The sequence below is a fragment of the Yersinia ruckeri ATCC 29473 genome (assembly GCF_000754815.1).
GTDB lineage: Bacteria > Pseudomonadota > Gammaproteobacteria > Enterobacterales > Enterobacteriaceae > Yersinia > Yersinia ruckeri.
Genome location: NZ_KN150747.1, coordinates 1,348,035 through 1,365,698, shown reverse-complemented (window position 1 = coordinate 1,365,698; position 17,664 = coordinate 1,348,035). Strand labels below are relative to the sequence as shown.

Genomic DNA, 17,664 nt, shown 5'->3' with positions numbered 1-17,664 from the left:
TTCTGTCTCAGGATTTGGCCGCTGCAATGACTTCCGCCGCCACTCGCTCGGTCGCATCAGGAATAGCAACCGTTCTTGCCTGTTGTGCCATCGTCAGCAATGTGGGTCTGTCCCACTGTTCTAGCAATTGAGTGACAACTTCCACATTAAACTGTGGCTGTTCGATAATCTTTGCCGCACCGGCCTTTTCCAGCGGCAAGGCATTCCAATACTGTTGACGATCTTTATGCTGGAATGGCACGAAAATAGCGGGCAAACCCGCAGCCGCCACTTCACTCACCGTCAGCGCACCGGAACGGCACACCACCACATCAGCCCAAGCATAAGCCGCCGCCATATCGTCAATAAATTCGGTGACCTTATGCTGCGTCTGCCCGACCGATTGATAGGCGCGTTCGACTTCAGCCAATGCGCCCTTACCAACTTGATGCCACAGCGTAATTTTATCACCCAACTTTGCCGCTACCTGCGGCATGGTCTGGTTCAGCACTCGCGCCCCCTGACTACCGCCAATCACCAGCACACGGGTTGGCCCTTCTCGGTGCGCCAGGCGTTCTGTGGGTAGCGGTAATGCCAGCACATCGGTACGAACTGGGTTGCCCACAACCGTAGCGTGAGGAAAAGCTCCGGGGAACGCCTGTAACACCTTGCTGGCAATACGCGACAGCCAGCGGTTGGTTAAACCGGCGATACCGTTTTGCTCATGCAATACCACCGGAATACCATTCATCCACGCTGCCAAACCGCCGGGGCCGGAAACATAGCCCCCCATGCCCAGCACGACATCCGGCTGGTAATCACGCATGATTTTGCGTGCCTGACGAATGGCGCGATAAATTCGCACCGGAGCCGTCAATTGGGCTTTCAGCCCTTTGCCGCGTAAACCAGAAATCTGAATAAAGTCGATTTCAATGCCATGTTTGGGGACCAAATCGGCTTCCATGCGATCGGCGGTGCCTAACCAACGCACCTGCCAGCCTTGCGCCATCAGATGATGAGCAACAGCCAATCCGGGGAACACATGCCCACCGGTGCCACCGGCCATCACCATTAAACGCTTGGTTTTCCCACTCATCGGGCACTCCTTACAAACGCCTGGGCTTTTGCCAGTCGCGTTTCAAAATCAATACGTAGCAGTAACACTATGGCTGTTGACATAATCAACAGACTTGAACCACCGTAACTTATCAGGGGAAGCGTCAGACCTTTGGTCGGCAACATCCCAGCCGCGGCCCCAACGTTAACCAGCGCCTGGAAGCTGAACCAGATACCAATTGAACAGGCCAAAAAGCCGGAAAACCGCTGATTAATCTCTAATGCTCGACGACCAATGGACATAGCACGAAAAGCGACGAAGAATACCATTAACAGAGCCAAAACCACACCGAAATAGCCGAGTTCCTCGCCTAAAATAGCGAAAATAAAATCGGTATGCGCTTCCGGTAAATACTCGAGTTTTTGCACCGAATTACCCAGTCCTTGTCCCCAGAATTCACCGCGACCAAATGCCATCAGTGACTGAGTCAACTGATAGCCACTGCCAAACGGATCTTCCCACGGATTCCAGAAGGAAGTGACCCGGCGCATACGATAGGGTTCGGCAATAATCAGCAGACAAACGGCAAAGATTCCAGAGCCGATAATCGCCAGGAACTGCCACATTTTGGCTCCCGCCAAAAACAGCATCGCCAGCGTGGTGACAAATAATACCACCACGGTACCCAAATCCGGCTGAGCCAGCAGCAATACCGCCAGTATCACCATGACACCCATGGGTTTGCAGAAGCCCCAGAAGTTACTGCGAACCTCTTCAACCTTACGCACCAGATAACTGGCCAAGTAGCAAAATAATGACAGCTTGGAAAGCTCGGCAGGCTGAATACGCAGCGGACCAATGGCGATCCAGCGGGAGGCACCATTCACCGAGCTTCCCACGACCAGTACAATCAGTAGCAACGTAATAGAAAGCAACAGCATTATATTGCTATAACGCTGCCACACGTCCATAGGGATACGCAGCGTGACCAATGACAAGCCCAAAGCCAAACCAAGATACAGCGCGTCGCGCTTGGCAAACAGGAAAGGATCGCCCGCCAATCGCTGACCTATCGGCATCGATGCTGATGTCACCATCACAAAACCGACAATAGCCAAACCAAACGTCAGCCACAGCAGGGTTCGGTCATAAAGCACCATACTGGTGGTGTCGCTTTCCCGCGATCCCATGACCCAGTGCTTTAATGTGTTAAACAACCCTAGCCCCAGCATGCGCATCAGCCCAGTTCCTCCGCCAGACGGGCAAATTCTGTGCCCCGTTGTTCAAAGTTGCGGAACTGATCCAAACTCGCACAAGCCGGTGACAACAAGACCATATCGCCTGCTTTTAGCGTCGGCGCCAGTAATTTCACTGCTTGTTCCATGGTGTCAGTCAGTTGCGATACTTCAGGCCGGAGCTGTGCCAGCTGTTCACCGTCACGTCCAAAGCAATACACCTGTACTTTGTCCCCTTGCAGGAAACGCGTAAGTCCAGAGAAGTCAGCCGATTTACCGTCGCCCCCCAACAGCAGGTGCAAGGTTCCATCGATGTGTAAGCCGTCCAGTGCCGCTTCAGTGCTACCAACATTGGTCGCTTTGGAATCATTGATCCAACGCACGCCGTGGTTTTCAAACACCAGTTGGAAGCGGTGAGCCAAACCAGCATAAGTGGTTAATGCTTTCAGGCTGGAAGAGCGCGGGATACCCGCAGCATCCGCCAGCGCCAGCGCCGCTAAGGCATTGGTATAATTGTGGCGACCCGTCAGCTTCATTTCACGGGTGTTCAATACTTTCTCACCACTGACCCGCAGCCAGATTTCACCCTGTTGCTTGTTCAGGTGATAATCGCCAACATCAACGCCAAAACTGATGCAACGGCTGTCGGCACCACGGACTGGCATAGTTAGCGCGTCATCGGCATTCACTACGCAGATTTTTGCGTTATCATAGATACGCAGTTTGGCAGCGCGATACTGTTGTAAACCAAAAGGATAACGATCCGTATGGTCTTCGGTCACGTTAAGGATCGTCGCCGCTGTTGCTTGCAGGCTGGAGGTCGTTTCAAGCTGGAAACTGGATAACTCCAAAACCACCAATTGATTTTCTTGCTTCAGTAATGTCAGCGCTGGTACACCGATATTGCCGCCGACGCCCACTTGCCAGCCAGCCGCTTTCGCCATTTCGCCAACGAGCATAGTCACGGTACTTTTGCCGTTCGAACCGGTAATAGCGATGATAGGTGCCTGATTTTCACGGCAGAACAGTTCAATATCACCGACGATTTCAACACCAGCATCCGCAGCCGCACTCAATGCAGGATGCGCTAACGCCATGCCTGGGCTGGCAACAATCAGATCCGCATCCAGTAACCATTGCTGATTCAGATCGCCCAAATGGCGCTCCAAACTGGTTGGCAGTTTATCTAGGCCAGGCGGATTGATACGGGTATCCATAACCCGTGGCGTCACACCGCGAGTCATAAAGAAATCAACGCAGGAGAGACCGGTTAGCCCCAGCCCAATAATGACGACTTGTTTACCCTGATAATCCACCATAATTACCGCACCTTCAGCGTCGCCAGGCCAATCAGGACCAGCATCAGCGAAATAATCCAGAAGCGCACGATCACGCGCGGTTCCGGCCAGCCTTTCAGTTCATAGTGATGATGAATCGGTGCCATGCGGAATATTCGTTGCCCGCGTAACTTAAAGGAACCGACTTGCAAAATCACCGACAGCGTTTCTACCACAAACACCCCGCCCATGATCACCAGCAGGAATTCCTGGCGCAATAATACCGCGATAGTGCCTAAGGCTCCGCCCAGAGCCAAGGAACCGACGTCACCCATAAACACCTGTGCCGGGTAGGTGTTGAACCACAAGAAGCCGAGACCCGCACCGACAATGGCAGTGCAGACAATCACTAACTCACCGGAATGGCGCAAATAGGGAATATGCAGATAGCTGGCGAAATTGACGTTGCCCGTTGCCCAAGCGACCAAAGCAAAACCGGCAGCAACCAGAACTGTAGGCATGATCGCCAATCCATCCAAACCATCAGTCAGGTTAACGGCATTACTGGTTCCAACGATGACAAAGTAAGCCAGCAAGATATACATCAGCCCTAGCTGTGGCATGACATCTTTAAAGAAAGGCACCACCAACAGCGTGGCTGAGGTGTCTTTACCAATGCTGTACATGGCAAAAGCGGCCACCAATGCAATCACTGACTGCCAGAAGTATTTCCAGCGAGCTATCAAGCCCTTAGTATTTTTACGAACCACTTTACGGTAATCATCGATAAAACCGATGATGCCGTAACCGATCAGAATAAACAGTACACACCAGACGTAGGGATTGGACGGATAAGCCCACATCAATACCGAAATGGTGATGGAGAACAGGATCAGCAGCCCGCCCATGGTTGGCGTACCGCGTTTGCTGAAATGAGATTCTGGGCCGTCATTACGCACAACCTGACCAATTTGTAGCCTCTGTAAATAGGCGATCAGATGCGGCCCCATCCATAAAGAGATAAACAGAGCGGTCAATAGACTGACAATGGCGCGAAACGTCAAATAAGAGAAGACGTTAAAACCGGAATAAAATTTGACCAGATACTCAGCCAACCACACTAACATGATGCTTTCTCCTGTAACGCCTGCACTACGCTTTCCATGGCAGCACTACGTGACCCTTTGATTAATACGGTGATAACTTGATGTTGGGACAACAACGCTGCCAAACGAGCCGTCAACGCGCTCTTATCGTGAAAATGTTCGCCATGACCACTGGCACTGCTGATCAGTTGACTTAATGTGCCAACAGTTAATACCTTATCAATACCGGACAGTTTGGCGGCGTTACCAACCTGGCGGTGGCAGTCCTCGGCAGTTTCACCTAGTTCTGCCATGTCACCCGCGACCATCACCCGGTAGCCCGGCATTTCTGCCAAGACCTGCACTGCCGCCGTCATCGAACCCACATTGGCGTTATAAGTGTCATCCAGCAGCAATTTCCCGTCGGCCAACACCAGCGGGAACAAACGCCCCGGCACCGCCTTCAACTGAGACAGCCCGACACGAACAGCGTCTAAATCAGCCCCAACCGATATAGCCAAAGCCGCCGCCGCCAAAGCGTTAGCCACATTGTGGCGGCCTGGTAACGGCAGTGAAACGACAACATGACCAAAAGGAGAATGCAGCGTGAAATTCATGCCTTGCTGTTCAATGCGCAAGTCGGTGGCATAAAAATCGATATCTTCACCGCCCAGTGGCGAGAAACGCCAAACCTGTTTATGCGCCAGCGTAGTCTGCCAGTGCGACCAATCATGACTATCGGCGTTGATAATCGCGATACCGTTGGCGGGTAGGCCGGCGAAAATTTCGCCTTTAGCTTGCGCAACCCCTGCCAACGATCCAAAACCTTCCAGATGTGCAGCTGCCAGATTATTCACTAGCGCGGCTTCTGGACGACTTAAATCGGTGGTGTAAGCAATCTCACCAATGTGGTTAGCACCCAACTCGATAACGGCAAAATCATGTTCTGGCGTTAGACGCAGTAGCGTCAACGGCACGCCGATATCGTTATTAAAGTTACCCGCGGTATACAGCACATTACCGCATTGACGCAGAATCGCAGCGGTCATTTCTTTAACCGAGGTCTTGCCAGAAGAACCCGTCAGCGCCACCACGTTGGTTGGCACCTGCTGACGTACCCAGGCAGCAAACTGACCAAGAGCAAGACGAGTGTCCTTCACCACGATTTGCGGCACATCCACCAATAAGCGCTTACTTACCAGCAAAGCCCCAGCACCTGCGGCTATCGCATTTTCCGCAAAATCATGTGCGTCAAAACGCTCACCTTTCAATGCCACAAACAGACAGCCTGCCGTTACCTTACGCGTATCGGTAGTTACTTCGGTAATCATACCGTCGTTGCCGACCAGTTCAGCATCGAGCTGTAGCGCAAGTTGTTGTAGAGAAATGGGAATCATGCCACCACCCCCAACAAACGCGCGACCGTAATGCGGTCGGAGTAATCCAGGCGACGGTGCCCCACCAATTGATAGTCTTCGTGACCTTTACCGGCCACCAGTACTACATCATCTTCTTTGGCCTGCATAATTGCGCTGGTCACCGCTTCTGCTCGACCATGAATCGCCAGTACACGACCCGCATCCATCAAACCGCCAAGAATATCGGCGACAATCGCCTGCGGCTCTTCGCTACGCGGGTTATCATCGGTAACCACGACGCGATCGGCCAGTTGTTCTGCGATAGCCCCCATAAGTGGGCGCTTACCTTTGTCACGGTCGCCGCCACAGCCAAATACGCACCATAACTGACCTTTGCAATGCAACCGTGCGGCCGCCAATGCTTTTTCCAACGCATCTGGCGTGTGGGCATAATCCACCACGACCGTCGGTTTACCCGGTGCGTTAAACACTTCCATCCGGCCACACACCGGCTGCAACTGCGGCGCTGCGGCCAGTAAATCAGCCAGTGGATAATCTAGTGATAACAAGGTAGAAAGCGCAACCAGCAGGTTACTGACGTTAAACGCTCCCATCAGGCGACTGTCCAGCTGGCCTTTACCCCAACTGGAGTCAAAGTTAATGGTTGCACCATTATCATGGTAATCAACGTGGCTGGCTGATAACCACGGGCCACTCCAGCCCTGAGGAACCTTGTTTTCCATGCTGACGGCAACCGCCTGTGGCAACTGGCTGAGCCAACGTAACCCGACATCATCGTCAGCATTGATAATTTTGTGTTCGGACTGATGAGTGGAGAACAGCAGCCATTTAGCCAATTCATAACTCGCCATATCACCGTGGTAATCCAGATGATCACGGCTCAGGTTAGTGAACACCGCGGCAGCAAACGGTAGCGCAGCAACACGATTTTGTACCAGGCCGTGGGAAGAAACCTCCATTGCCGCAACGGTGGCACCTTGCTCAACCAGTGAATGCAATACCTGTTGTACATCTACGGCAGAACCGGTGGTATTTTCTGTCGGTATTACCTGCCCCAATAAACCGTTGCCTACGGTTCCCATCACCGCGCTGGTTTCGCCCAGCGCCTGGCTCCATTGCGCCAATAATTGTGTGGTGGTGGTTTTGCCGTTGGTGCCAGTCACGCCGATCAAACGCAGTGCCGCGCCAGGTTGTTGGTAAAATTGCCCAGCCAGTCGGGATAAATGCTGATTCAGATTACTCAGATAGATTACCGGGACACCGTGCATTGCCGTTATACTGGCATCCGCCGCAATCCCTTCAGCCTCGGCAATCACCGCCGCCACTCCTTGGGCGATAGCCTGCGGAATATAACGCCGCCCATCCGTCTGGTGGCCGACAACGGCGACAAACAGATCCCCGGCAGCCGCGACACGGCTGTCTAATGTCATTTCCCGTAGCGCACGCCCCGGGACATCAAGCCCCCAAGGAGCGAGTAATTCGCGCAAGTTACGATCTGCCACCTGAACCCTCTTTTGTATTAGTCACTAATTCGCTTTTATCAACGGTGGGTAATGCATCCGGTTCGATGTTCATGGTGCGCAGCACGCCACCCATAATTGCGCCGAATACCGGTGCAGAAACCGCACCACCGTAATATTTTCCACCCTGTGGGTCGTCGATAACCACCACCAGAGCAAATCGAGGGTTACTTGCCGGGGCAACACCGGCAGTATAGGCAAGGTATCGGTTCACATATTTACCGTCCGGCCCGACCTTTTTGGCGGTACCGGTTTTAATAGCAATACGATAACCCTTGATAGCCGCCTTGGTACCACCACCACCCGGTAATGCCACGCTCTCCATCATATGAACCACGGTACGAACAATGGACTCAGGGAAGATACGTTCACCGGCAACCGGCGGATCAACTTTGGTAATCGACAGCGGGCGATATATGCCGAGACTGCCAATCGTTGCATAGACACGCGCTAATTGTAACGGCGTTACCATTAGCCCGTAGCCGTAAGAGAAGGTGGCCCTCTCTATGTCGGACCACCGTTGTTTTTTTGGATATAAGCCACTACTTTCTCCGACCAACCCCAAATTGGTCGCTTTCCCAAACCCAAAACGTGAGTAAGTATCTACTAACGCTGAGGATGGCATCGCTAACGCCAGTTTAGAAACACCAACGTTACTCGACTTCTGCAAAATCCCGGTTACCGATAACTCAGCATAACGCGCCACGTCTTTGATCTGATGGCCACTAATGGAGTAAGGCAGAGTATTAAGCACGCTATTTTCTTTCACGACACCGTGCTGTAATGCGGTCATCACGACCATCGGTTTGACGGTAGAACCAGGCTCAAAAATATCGGTGATTGCCCGGTTACGCATGGCTTCTTTCGGCGTACCGGTCAGATTGTTCGGGTTATAAGAGGGACTATTGGCCATCGCCAGCACTTCACCGGTGCTAACATCCACCAGCACTGCCGTACCTGATTCTGCCTTGTTAAAAGCAACCGCGTTGTTCAGCTCACGGTAAACCAGCGCCTGCAAGCGTTCATCGACGCTTAGCACCAGGTTATGCGCCGCCTGACTGTCTACAGAAGAGATATCTTCAATGACCCGACCATAGCGGTCTTTCCGTACCGTACGCTCACCCGGCTGACCGGTTAGCCAACGATCAAAACTTTTTTCAACGCCTTCAATCCCCTGACTATCAATATTGGTTACACCAATAATGTGAGCCATAACCTGACCGGCTGGATAGTAACGACGTGATTCTTGGCGCAGATAAATACCTGGCAGTTTCAGCTTGTGAATGTAATCGCCAATCGCGGGATTAACCTGACGAGCCAAATAGACGAAACGCCCTTTCGGGTTGGCGTTAATGCGGGAAACCAATTGATCGAGAGGAACACCCAGCGCATCGGACAATGCCTTCCAGCGTGTATCCAGAGTGATTCCGCCCCGATCATGCAATTCCTTTGGATCGGCCCAAATAGCATTAACCGGCACACTAACGGCCAGAGGCCTTCCGGCGCGGTCGCTGATCATGCCACGGGCTGTCGGCACAGCCTGAACGCGCAGCGAACGCATATCCCCTTCGCGCACCAGCCTATCCGGGTTGATGACTTGCAGATAGGCGGTACGTAGCATCAAGCCAACTAAAGCCAACAAGATACAGCCGCACAGCAATGCAAAACGCCAGCTTATAAAGCTGGCTTGTTCTTCCTGCCGTTTCAACTTACCGGTGCGCGCTGCTTTCATGCGTTACCTTGGCTACTCCGAGTCATGGTGATAGCAAATTTATTCATTGTTTAACCACAATGTTCTCTTGTGCCGGATCAACGTGTTGCATTTGCAATTTTTCAGTCGCGATGCGTTCGACACGGCTATGATCGCCCAAGGCGTTCTCTTCCAGAATCAAGTTGCGCCACTCGATGTCCAGAGCATCACGCTCCAGCACCAATTGCTCACGTTCGGCGGTCAATAATCGCGTGCGGTGAGCGGTCGTCACCACCAACACCGCAGACACCAACACCGCGACCAGCAGAATCAAAGGGATTTTGGCATTACGGATCAAGTCCGCGCCAATCACCCCAACCAAGCCGTGGCGTTCGTGTCCTATCACGCGTTAATCCTCTCAGCAAAACGCAATACCGAGCTACGCGCCCGAGGGTTTTCTGCCACTTCCGCATCGGAAGGCATCATTTTCCCTACGGCTTTCAAATTACGTCCACCCAGACTTTGTAATTGCTCTTCCGTTAATGGCAACCCTGCTGGCACTTTTGGCCCACGGCTTTGATTACGAATAAAGTTTTTAACAATACGATCTTCAAGGGAGTGGAAACTGATGACAGAAAGACGACCAGCAGGAGCCAGAACTTCCAGTGCACCTTCCAAAGCCCGCTCAATCTCTTCCAGCTCGCTGTTGATATAAATACGGATCGCTTGGAAGCTGCGCGTGGCCGGGTGTTTGTGCTTCTCACGGAACGGGCTGGCGTTAGCGATTAAATTCGCCAGTTCTGTCGTACGTGTCATCGGCTGAGTCAGGTTGCGTTCAACAATGGCACGAGCCAGACGCTTGGCAAAACGCTCTTCACCGAAGGTTTTCAATACCCAAGCAATGTCGTCAGCTCCGGCTTTCATCAACCATTCAGCGGCAGAGATACCGCGTGAAGGATCCATCCGCATATCCAATGGCCCGTCTCGCATAAAGGAGAAACCGCGCTCAGGATCATCTAACTGCGGCGAAGAAACGCCAAGATCCAGCAGTACACCGTCAATTTTCCCGACCAAATCCAGCTCTCGCACATAATGTGCCAATTCGGAAAATGGACCATGTACGATTGAGAAACGCGGATCGGTAATCGATTTTGCCGCTTCAATTGCCTGCGGATCCCGGTCAATTGCAATCAAACGTCCTTCTGGCCCAAGTTGGGACAAAATCAGACGTGAATGGCCACCACGACCAAAAGTACCGTCGATATAAATGCCGTTGCTGCGAATATTCAGACCGTTAACGGCCTCATCCAACAGCACGCTTGTGTGCTTATAGTGATCTACCATGCTTATAGCGATAAGTCCTGTAGCCGCTCAGATAAAGGTTCCTGAGTCGACTGTTGTGCGTCTATGTCATCCTTGACTTGTTGATACCAGGTCTGTTCATCCCACAGCTCGAATTTATTGAGCTGTCCAACCAGCATCACTTCTTTACTCAGTCCGGCATGCTGACGCAATGTAGCGGCAATCAACAAACGCCCAGAACCGTCCATCTGGCATTCACTGGCATGTCCCAGTAGTAAACGTTGAATACGACGTTCAGCGGAAATCATGCTTGATAGACGAGATAGCTTTTGTTCAATAATTTCCCATTCGGGCAGTGGATAAAGCAACAGGCATGGTTGGTGAAGGTCAATGGTGCAGACCATCTGTCCTTGCATTTCCTCGTTCAGCAAATCCCGATAACGGGTTGGTACCGCAAGCCGCCCTTTGCTGTCGAGGTTAACCACCGTTGCCCCACGAAACATGGTTGAGTTACCCCTCATGGCCTTATTTGCCACTTTATCCCACAAATCCCCACATTAAAGAGTTTACGGATGGTATGAAAACCTTGTCAAGCCAGAGCAGATGCGGTTTAGCAATATTTATGGGTCTATTTTGAGATATATCTCGTAGAAGGGGCATTTTCAGTTGGCAGTGCGGAAATTAACATCATGATAAAACGGCTATTTTTCCAACAAATGATATTACTGATTACATAACAATTAATTTATAAATTAATTGTCACATTAATTCCTTCTGCAAGGGATATCTCATTTTCAGTATAAAAATTGCACATACCGAAATATTCGGAACTGCGCGTATATCCCGTCGTTACTGGCGGCAGCAAAGAATTATCCGACGCCGCCATCTGGCTGTAACTCAGCAGCGAATAATACCTTTAAAATTGTACGGTATTGGCTGACCCGTATTTTACTTCAATTTCCCAGCAGAGGATGAATCTATTTTGAAATAAATTATTAAACGCTGATTAAGTAGTCTTTTTTAATAAAAATAAGAATAATAAGAAAAATCCCAAATTAGAATGACGTATTGAAATCGCTTTTTTTGACCCTCGATATTATCAATCTTCCTTCGAACCATGCCCTAGCCAAATCTAACCATATGTTTTGTAACAGTAAACATGTATCCCTCCGCGTAATTCACCACAAAGAGGTTTTTCCAGACCAGTTAAACGTATAAAAATCAGGCAAATGTTAAAAAAAGAAATTTTCAGCTAGTTATAATAATCAAGGCAGTGATGTACACTACTTTTGCAGGAAAAGTTAAAACAATAGACTGCTATAGTTGAAAAAAATAAACATTAAATAAAGAAATGAAGGGTATTTAATCTATCCACAGATTTTTTCCCTATTTGGGAGGTTAGAACGATGTTTTCTACTGATTCTCGTTTACGTAGTGCCGCTGCTGATACTTTTGCTCTGGTGGTTTATTGCTTTATAACCGGTATGGTGATCGAAATTCTGGTTTCCGGGATGAGTTTTGAACAATCGCTGTCTTCGCGCTTGCTGTCGATTCCGGTAAATATTCTTATTGCTTGGCCTTATGGTATGTATCGGGATAGTTTTATCCGGTTTGCCCGCCGTCACGGCAACCATTCTGGTTGGGCAAAAAATCTGGCTGATTTGCTGGCTTATGTGAGTTTTCAATCACCGGTTTACGCTATTATTTTGTGGATCGTAGGTGCCGACTTCCAGCAAATTGCTACCGCGGTTGCCAGTAACGCCGTGGTTTCGATGGTGATGGGCGTGGCTTATGGCTACTTCCTTGAATACTGTCGTCGACTATTCCGCGTTACCGGATATGTTTGAGAAGAAACAAACCGATTTGACATCCTCCCCGCCCTAAAGGGCGAGGATTCCTACAGCGTTCAGACCGAAGCCTGACTCACCTCGGTGGGTTCCTGCTTCATCGAGCGGCCTAAAGCTGCCATCTCTCCACAGGCTAACGCGGCGTGTCCCGCCGCTAAAATATTACGAGCGCCGTTTATATCGGCGTTCTCTGTATATCCACATTCCAGACACGCGAACTGACTTTGTGACTGGCGGTTTTCTTTCGCTGTATGACCACAGCAGGCACATTTCTGACTGGTGTAGGCTGGATTAATTGCCAGCACCTGACCACCGCGCCAGAGCTGTTTGTACTCAAGCTGGCGGCGGAGTTCGTACCACCCCTGATCTAATATCGAACGGTTTAAGCCGGATTTTGCACGGACGTTGCCCCCATGCTGGCTTACCGTACCCGCTGCCGACTTTGACATGTTGGCAACCTTCAAGTCTTCAATGACGATCATTGCGTGGTTTTTGCTGATTGTCGTGCTGACTTTGTGAAGGTAGTCGCGGCGGATGTTTGCGATACGAGAGTGCAGCTTTTGTACTTTGCTTTTTGCTTTCTTCCAGTTGTTGCTGAACTTAACCTTACGGCTCATTACACGCTGGAGTCTGGCGAGTTTATTCTGGTTGGATTTAAAGCTGTTTACAGGCTCAAAAACAGTGCCATCAGAGAGCGTGGCGAGTCTTGCTACTCCTGCATCCAGACCAACCATTGATGTTGATTCATGTTGAGGTTCCGATACTTCGTATTCCGTCTGGATGCTGACGAACCACTTACCGCATGACTGGCTGACGGTGACGTTTTTCACCTCGCCTACAACCTGACGACTATTGCGGTAGCTGATCCAGCCCAATTTTGGCAACGATATGCGACTATTGTCCTGATCCAGCTTCACACCTTGCGGATAGCGGAATGAATCACTTTGCCCGCGTTTTTTAAACCGTGGGAATAATGCCCGTTTTTGGAAAAAGTTTTTATAGGCGCGTTCGAGGTCTTTTAACGCTTGCTGCAAAGACTGAGAAGGTGATTCTTTCAACCATTGAGTTTCAGGTTCTTTTTTCCACTCAACAAGCCATGCTGTCATTTTTGCATAGGGAGGGTATTTGTTTCCCGCTTCATGGTTTTCGTTCTGCAAGGCCAATGATTTATTAAATACAAAACGACATGCCCCAGCGAAGCGCCGCATATCGCGCTCCTGCTGACCATTGGGTTTTAACTGGAACTTGAAGGCTTGTAGTCGTTTCATATTGAGAATTATACTCTTGGCCTATGATAAAAAAAATTGATATTCGTCGAGGTAGACACTGCACCTTCCTGATGCATGTACACTTGGTGTTTGTCGCCAAATATCGACGCAAAGTATTTGATCAGGATGCTATCGAGAAGCTGAGAGGCTATTTTGCCAGCGTATGCGCTGATTTTGATGTCGAGCTAGTTGAGATGGATGGTGAAAGTGAGCATGTTCACCTGTTGATTAACTACCCACCAAAACTGGCAGTTTCCAGTTTAGTTAACAGCCTCAAAGGGGTATCAAGTCGGTTACTGCGTCGTGACCGCCCTGATATTGCGGCTCGGTATTATTACAAAGGCGTTCTGTGGACTCCGAGTTACTTTGCCAGTAGCTGCGGCGGCGCGCCAATATCCATCATCAGGCAATACATTGAGCAACAACAAACACTCAGTTAGGTGGAAAACCGTGCCTTATATCCCCGCCCTGAAGGACGGGGCTTTAAGGCACACTGGGTAAGCGTTTTAGATAGAATTCGGGCACCTATTTAGGTGCCCGATTGCATTCATGATTCAGCGCGTTATTTACGACTTAAACTCCCCCGACGGAATAAATCACGCCGGATTCGCGTCAGACCCGGCTTCGGTTTATGCGGCTCATCCAGGCTGGCCAGTACCAGTTCCAGCACTCTTTCGGCCACATCCCGATGACGCTGGGCAACAGCCAGCACCGGACATTCGAGGAAATCCAGTAACTCATTATCCCCAAAAGTAGCGATAGCCAGATTGGTTGGTAAGCGACCACTTTGCTGTAAAGTGACGTCCAGCACACCTTGCAACAGCGGGAATGCGGTGGTGAATAATGCCTGGGGCATGGGATGCGTCTTTAGCCATTCAGCAAACACCGTACCAGCCGCATCACGCTCATAGCTATTGGCATACAGGTAATCGACTTTACGCGGATCATCCTGCCAAGCCTCACGGAATCCCTGCTCCCGCAAGAAACTTACGGAAAGTTCGGGCAAGGCACCCAGATAAAGAATGGATTCTGCTGGGAATGTTCGTAATTCTTGCGCCAGCATCAAGGCATCGTCCTGATCGGCGCCAACTACGCTGATAAAATGCTCTCGATCCAAAGCCCGATCTAACGCAATAATTGGGAAAGGTTTATTTGCCCAGCGCTGATAGAACGGATGCTCTGGTGGCAAAGCTGTCGAAACGATAATCGCATCGACCTGCCGTTGAAGCAGATGCTCAATACAACGCATTTCGTTATCCGGTTGATCTTCAGAACAAGCGATCAACAGTTGATAGCCGCGCTGACGCGCCTGACGCTCAAGGTAATTGGCAATACGTGTATAACTGGTATTTTCCAGATCTGGAATAACTAAACCGATGGATCGGGTTCTGCCCGCGCGTAAACCAGCCGCTACGGCATTAGGGTGATAGTTGTGTTCTCTCACCACAGCCATCACTTTTTCGACTGTCTTATCGCTGACACGGTACTGTTTCGCTTTGCCATTAATGACATAACTGGCCGTAGTGCGCGAAACACCCGCAAGACGCGCGATTTCATCCAGTTTCACGTTAACCCCTTATAAACCCAGTAAAGTAATGAAAGGCAGATTGGTCTGCCGAGGGTTTTATATACATAATCTGACCATGGATATAACCCATGATAGATCTAACCGCAGAACACTCGATTGAGCAACCGCTTTCACCATAAGATGTCGCTATGTGAGTTAAAAATGTAAAAAAAAAGCCCTGCGTCAACGCAGAGCCTTAAATTATGCAGCAGCGTAGTTGGAATCCGGTTTAGCGCATGATTTTATCACCACGGGAAACACCGACAATGCCGGAACGTGCAACTTCAACAATCTCGGCCACTTCACGCACTGCATTAAGGAATGCATCAAGTTTATCGCTGGTACCAGCCAGTTGGACGGTATAAAGCGTGGCGGTTACATCAACAATCTGCCCGCGGAAAATCTCGGTGCAGCGTTTGATTTCTTCACGACCATAGCCGCTGGCCTGCAATTTAACCAACATGATTTCCCGCTCAACGTGCGCGCCAGGAACCAGTTCGCTCACTCGGAGAACATCAACCAGTTTATGTAGCTGTTTCTCAATCTGCTCCAATACCTTTTCATCACCGACGGTCTGGATCGTCATGCGGGAAAGTGTCGGATCGTCAGTCGGTGCAACGGTCAAACTTTCAATGTTATAGCCACGTTGTGAAAACAGGCCGACCACCCGAGACAGCGCCCCGGATTCGTTTTCCAACAATACTGATAAAATCCGGCGTCTCATTAGGTTCTCTCCGTTTTGCTTAACCACATTTCATCCATACCACCACCGCGAATTTGCATCGGGTAAACATGTTCGGTTTCATCAACGGTGACATCAACAAACACTAAACGATTAGTTTCTGTCAATTGCGTTAATGCTTCTGCCAGCTTGCCTTCCAGCTCATCTGGAGTGCGAATGGCAATACCTATATGCCCATAGGCTGCAGCCAGTTTGACAAAATCAGGTAGAGATTCCATATAAGACTGCGAATGGCGACCAGAATAAATCATGTCCTGCCATTGTTTCACCATGCCCAAATAGCGGTTATTCAGGTTCAAAACCAATACTGGCAGATTATATTGCAGCGCTGTGGACAACTCTTGGATATTCATTTGGATGCTACCGTCGCCGGTCACACACACCACGGTTTCATCCGGCAACGCCAGTTTTACGCCCAAAGCGGCAGGCAAACCAAATCCCATGGTTCCCAAGCCGCCTGAGTTAATCCAACGGCGTGGTTTATCGAACGGATAATAGAGCGCGGCAAACATTTGATGCTGGCCTACATCAGAAGTGACGTAAGCATCGCCTTTGGTCAAACGGTGTAAAGTTTCAATCACCGCCTGTGGTTTGATTTTGCCACTTTCTTTGTTGTAGCTCAGACAATCGCGAGCACGCCATTGTTCGATCGACTGCCACCAATCGCGCAAGGCATCAAAATCCTGGACACAGTCGATCTGTGCTGCCAATTCAAGCATTTGCTGAAGCACTTGTTTGGCATCGCCCACAATAGGAATGTCTGCATTTACCGTTTTCGAAATCGAGGTCGGATCGATGTCAATATGTAACACGGTGGCATCTGGACAGTATTTAGCCAAATTGTTGGTCGTACGGTCATCAAAACGCACGCCCACGGCAAAAATCAGATCCGCATTATGCATCGCCATATTGGCTTCAAAAGTGCCATGCATCCCAAGCATACCAACACTTTGACGATGAGTGCCGGGGAAACTGCCCAATCCCATCAATGAACTGGTTACTGGCAGATTCAATTTCTCCGCCAAAATTAACAGCTCCTCATGACAAGCGGAATTAATCGCACCGCCACCCACATACATGATGGGTTTTCTTGCAGCCAAAATGGTTTGCAGCGCACGTTTAATTTGCCCACGGTGCCCTTGTACCGTCGGGTTATACGAACGTAAGCTAACCTGATCCGGATAGGCATAAGGCATTCTCACCGCCGGACTGACGATATCTTTCGGCAAATCAATCACTACCGGACCAGGACGGCCAGTGGAAGCCAGATAAAACGCCTTTTTCAATACCGAAGGAATGTCTTCGGTGCGTTTTACCAGAAAACTGTGTTTTACCACGGGTCGGGAAATACCGACCATGTCGCATTCCTGAAAAGCATCAAAACCGATAAGTGAGCTGGGTACCTGACCAGACAACACCACCATAGGTACGGAATCCATATAAGCGGTGGCAATCCCGGTAATCGCGTTAGTCGCGCCAGGGCCAGAAGTCACCAGCACGACGCCAACTTCGCCTGTTGCCCGAGCATAGCCATCAGCCATATGAACCGCACCTTGTTCATGGCGAACTAAAATGTGGTCGATTCCCCCAACGGTGTGCAGGGCATCGTAAATATCAAGTACGGCCCCGCCGGGATAACCGAATACATGTTTTACGCCCTGATCGATTAACGACCGGACGACCATCTCGGCTCCTGACAACATCTCCATGGGTTTT

Annotated in this window: 16 protein-coding genes; 2 read left to right on the top strand and 14 right to left on the bottom strand. The window is 50.2% G+C overall.

Annotated elements, in window-relative coordinates; translation table 11 throughout:
• Positions 1-7: 7 nt before the first annotated feature.
• From murG to mraZ, 10 genes are read right to left on the bottom strand one after another with little or no spacing between them, the layout of a single operon-like run.
• Positions 8-1,075 (bottom strand): undecaprenyldiphospho-muramoylpentapeptide beta-N-acetylglucosaminyltransferase, encoded by a 1,068-nt coding sequence (gene murG / locus DJ39_RS06000; protein ID WP_038240860.1) that lies wholly within the window; start codon positions 1,073-1,075, stop codon positions 8-10.
• Complete coding sequence (gene ftsW / locus DJ39_RS05995; protein ID WP_038240861.1) at positions 1,072-2,274, bottom strand: cell division protein FtsW; 1,203 nt, start codon at positions 2,272-2,274, stop codon at positions 1,072-1,074. The genes murG and ftsW overlap by 4 nt, the downstream gene beginning before the upstream one ends.
• Positions 2,274-3,590: a UDP-N-acetylmuramoyl-L-alanine--D-glutamate ligase gene (gene murD, locus DJ39_RS05990; RefSeq protein WP_004719064.1), complete on the bottom strand. Its 1,317-nt coding sequence runs from the start codon at positions 3,588-3,590 to the stop codon at positions 2,274-2,276. Before murD ends, ftsW begins: the two co-directional genes overlap by 1 nt.
• A gap of 2 nt (positions 3,591-3,592) precedes the next feature.
• A complete protein-coding gene (gene mraY, locus DJ39_RS05985; protein ID WP_038240863.1) occupies positions 3,593-4,675 on the bottom strand; it encodes a phospho-N-acetylmuramoyl-pentapeptide-transferase in 1,083 nt (360 codons plus the stop codon).
• Positions 4,669-6,030 carry a UDP-N-acetylmuramoyl-tripeptide--D-alanyl-D-alanine ligase gene (gene murF / locus DJ39_RS05980; protein WP_038251224.1) on the bottom strand — a complete coding sequence of 454 codons (1,362 nt, stop codon included), beginning with the start codon at positions 6,028-6,030 and terminating at the stop codon, positions 4,669-4,671. The genes mraY and murF overlap by 7 nt, the downstream gene beginning before the upstream one ends.
• A complete protein-coding gene (murE, locus tag DJ39_RS05975) occupies positions 6,027-7,514 on the bottom strand; it encodes a UDP-N-acetylmuramoyl-L-alanyl-D-glutamate--2,6-diaminopimelate ligase (RefSeq protein WP_038240867.1) in 1,488 nt (495 codons plus the stop codon). Before murE ends, murF begins: the two co-directional genes overlap by 4 nt.
• A complete protein-coding gene (locus DJ39_RS05970) occupies positions 7,501-9,264 on the bottom strand; it encodes a peptidoglycan glycosyltransferase FtsI (RefSeq protein ID WP_004719061.1) in 1,764 nt (587 codons plus the stop codon). Before DJ39_RS05970 ends, murE begins: the two co-directional genes overlap by 14 nt.
• Positions 9,265-9,307: 43 nt before the next feature.
• The gene (ftsL, locus tag DJ39_RS05965) at positions 9,308-9,628 is read right to left on the bottom strand and encodes a cell division protein FtsL (protein ID WP_038240869.1); all 321 of its coding nucleotides are present in this window, start codon (positions 9,626-9,628) and stop codon (positions 9,308-9,310) included.
• Complete coding sequence (rsmH, locus tag DJ39_RS05960) at positions 9,625-10,566, bottom strand: 16S rRNA (cytosine(1402)-N(4))-methyltransferase RsmH (protein ID WP_038240871.1); 942 nt, start codon at positions 10,564-10,566, stop codon at positions 9,625-9,627. The genes ftsL and rsmH overlap by 4 nt, the downstream gene beginning before the upstream one ends.
• A 2-nt stretch (positions 10,567-10,568) precedes the next feature.
• The gene (gene mraZ / locus DJ39_RS05955) at positions 10,569-11,027 is read right to left on the bottom strand and encodes a division/cell wall cluster transcriptional repressor MraZ (protein ID WP_038240874.1); all 459 of its coding nucleotides are present in this window, start codon (positions 11,025-11,027) and stop codon (positions 10,569-10,571) included.
• A gap of 903 nt (positions 11,028-11,930) precedes the next feature.
• On the opposite strand from mraZ, the gene DJ39_RS05950 reads away from it, so the two are divergent.
• Complete coding sequence (locus DJ39_RS05950) at positions 11,931-12,371, top strand: L-alanine exporter AlaE (protein WP_004719057.1); 441 nt, start codon at positions 11,931-11,933, stop codon at positions 12,369-12,371.
• A gap of 59 nt (positions 12,372-12,430) precedes the next feature.
• Here DJ39_RS05950 and DJ39_RS05945 read toward each other — a convergent pair whose 3' ends face one another.
• The gene (locus DJ39_RS05945; protein WP_038251223.1) at positions 12,431-13,639 is read right to left on the bottom strand and encodes an RNA-guided endonuclease InsQ/TnpB family protein; all 1,209 of its coding nucleotides are present in this window, start codon (positions 13,637-13,639) and stop codon (positions 12,431-12,433) included.
• A gap of 23 nt (positions 13,640-13,662) precedes the next feature.
• Here DJ39_RS05945 and tnpA point away from each other — a divergent pair, with 23 nt between their 5' ends.
• Positions 13,663-14,079 (top strand): IS200/IS605 family transposase, encoded by a 417-nt coding sequence (gene tnpA / locus DJ39_RS05940; protein ID WP_038251221.1) that lies wholly within the window; start codon positions 13,663-13,665, stop codon positions 14,077-14,079.
• A gap of 122 nt (positions 14,080-14,201) precedes the next feature.
• Here tnpA and cra read toward each other — a convergent pair whose 3' ends face one another.
• The 3 genes from cra to ilvI all read right to left on the bottom strand — a co-directional run bounded on the left by cra (position 14,202) and on the right by ilvI (position 17,657).
• A complete protein-coding gene (cra, locus tag DJ39_RS05935) occupies positions 14,202-15,206 on the bottom strand; it encodes a catabolite repressor/activator (protein WP_004721616.1) in 1,005 nt (334 codons plus the stop codon).
• A 229-nt stretch (positions 15,207-15,435) separates the two neighbouring features.
• Entirely contained in the window at positions 15,436-15,930 is a 495-nt protein-coding gene (gene ilvN, locus DJ39_RS05930) for an acetolactate synthase small subunit (protein WP_038240876.1), read from the bottom strand.
• Positions 15,930-17,657 (bottom strand): acetolactate synthase 3 large subunit, encoded by a 1,728-nt coding sequence (gene ilvI, locus DJ39_RS05925; RefSeq protein WP_004721614.1) that lies wholly within the window; start codon positions 17,655-17,657, stop codon positions 15,930-15,932. Before ilvI ends, ilvN begins: the two co-directional genes overlap by 1 nt.
• Positions 17,658-17,664 lie beyond the last annotated feature (7 nt).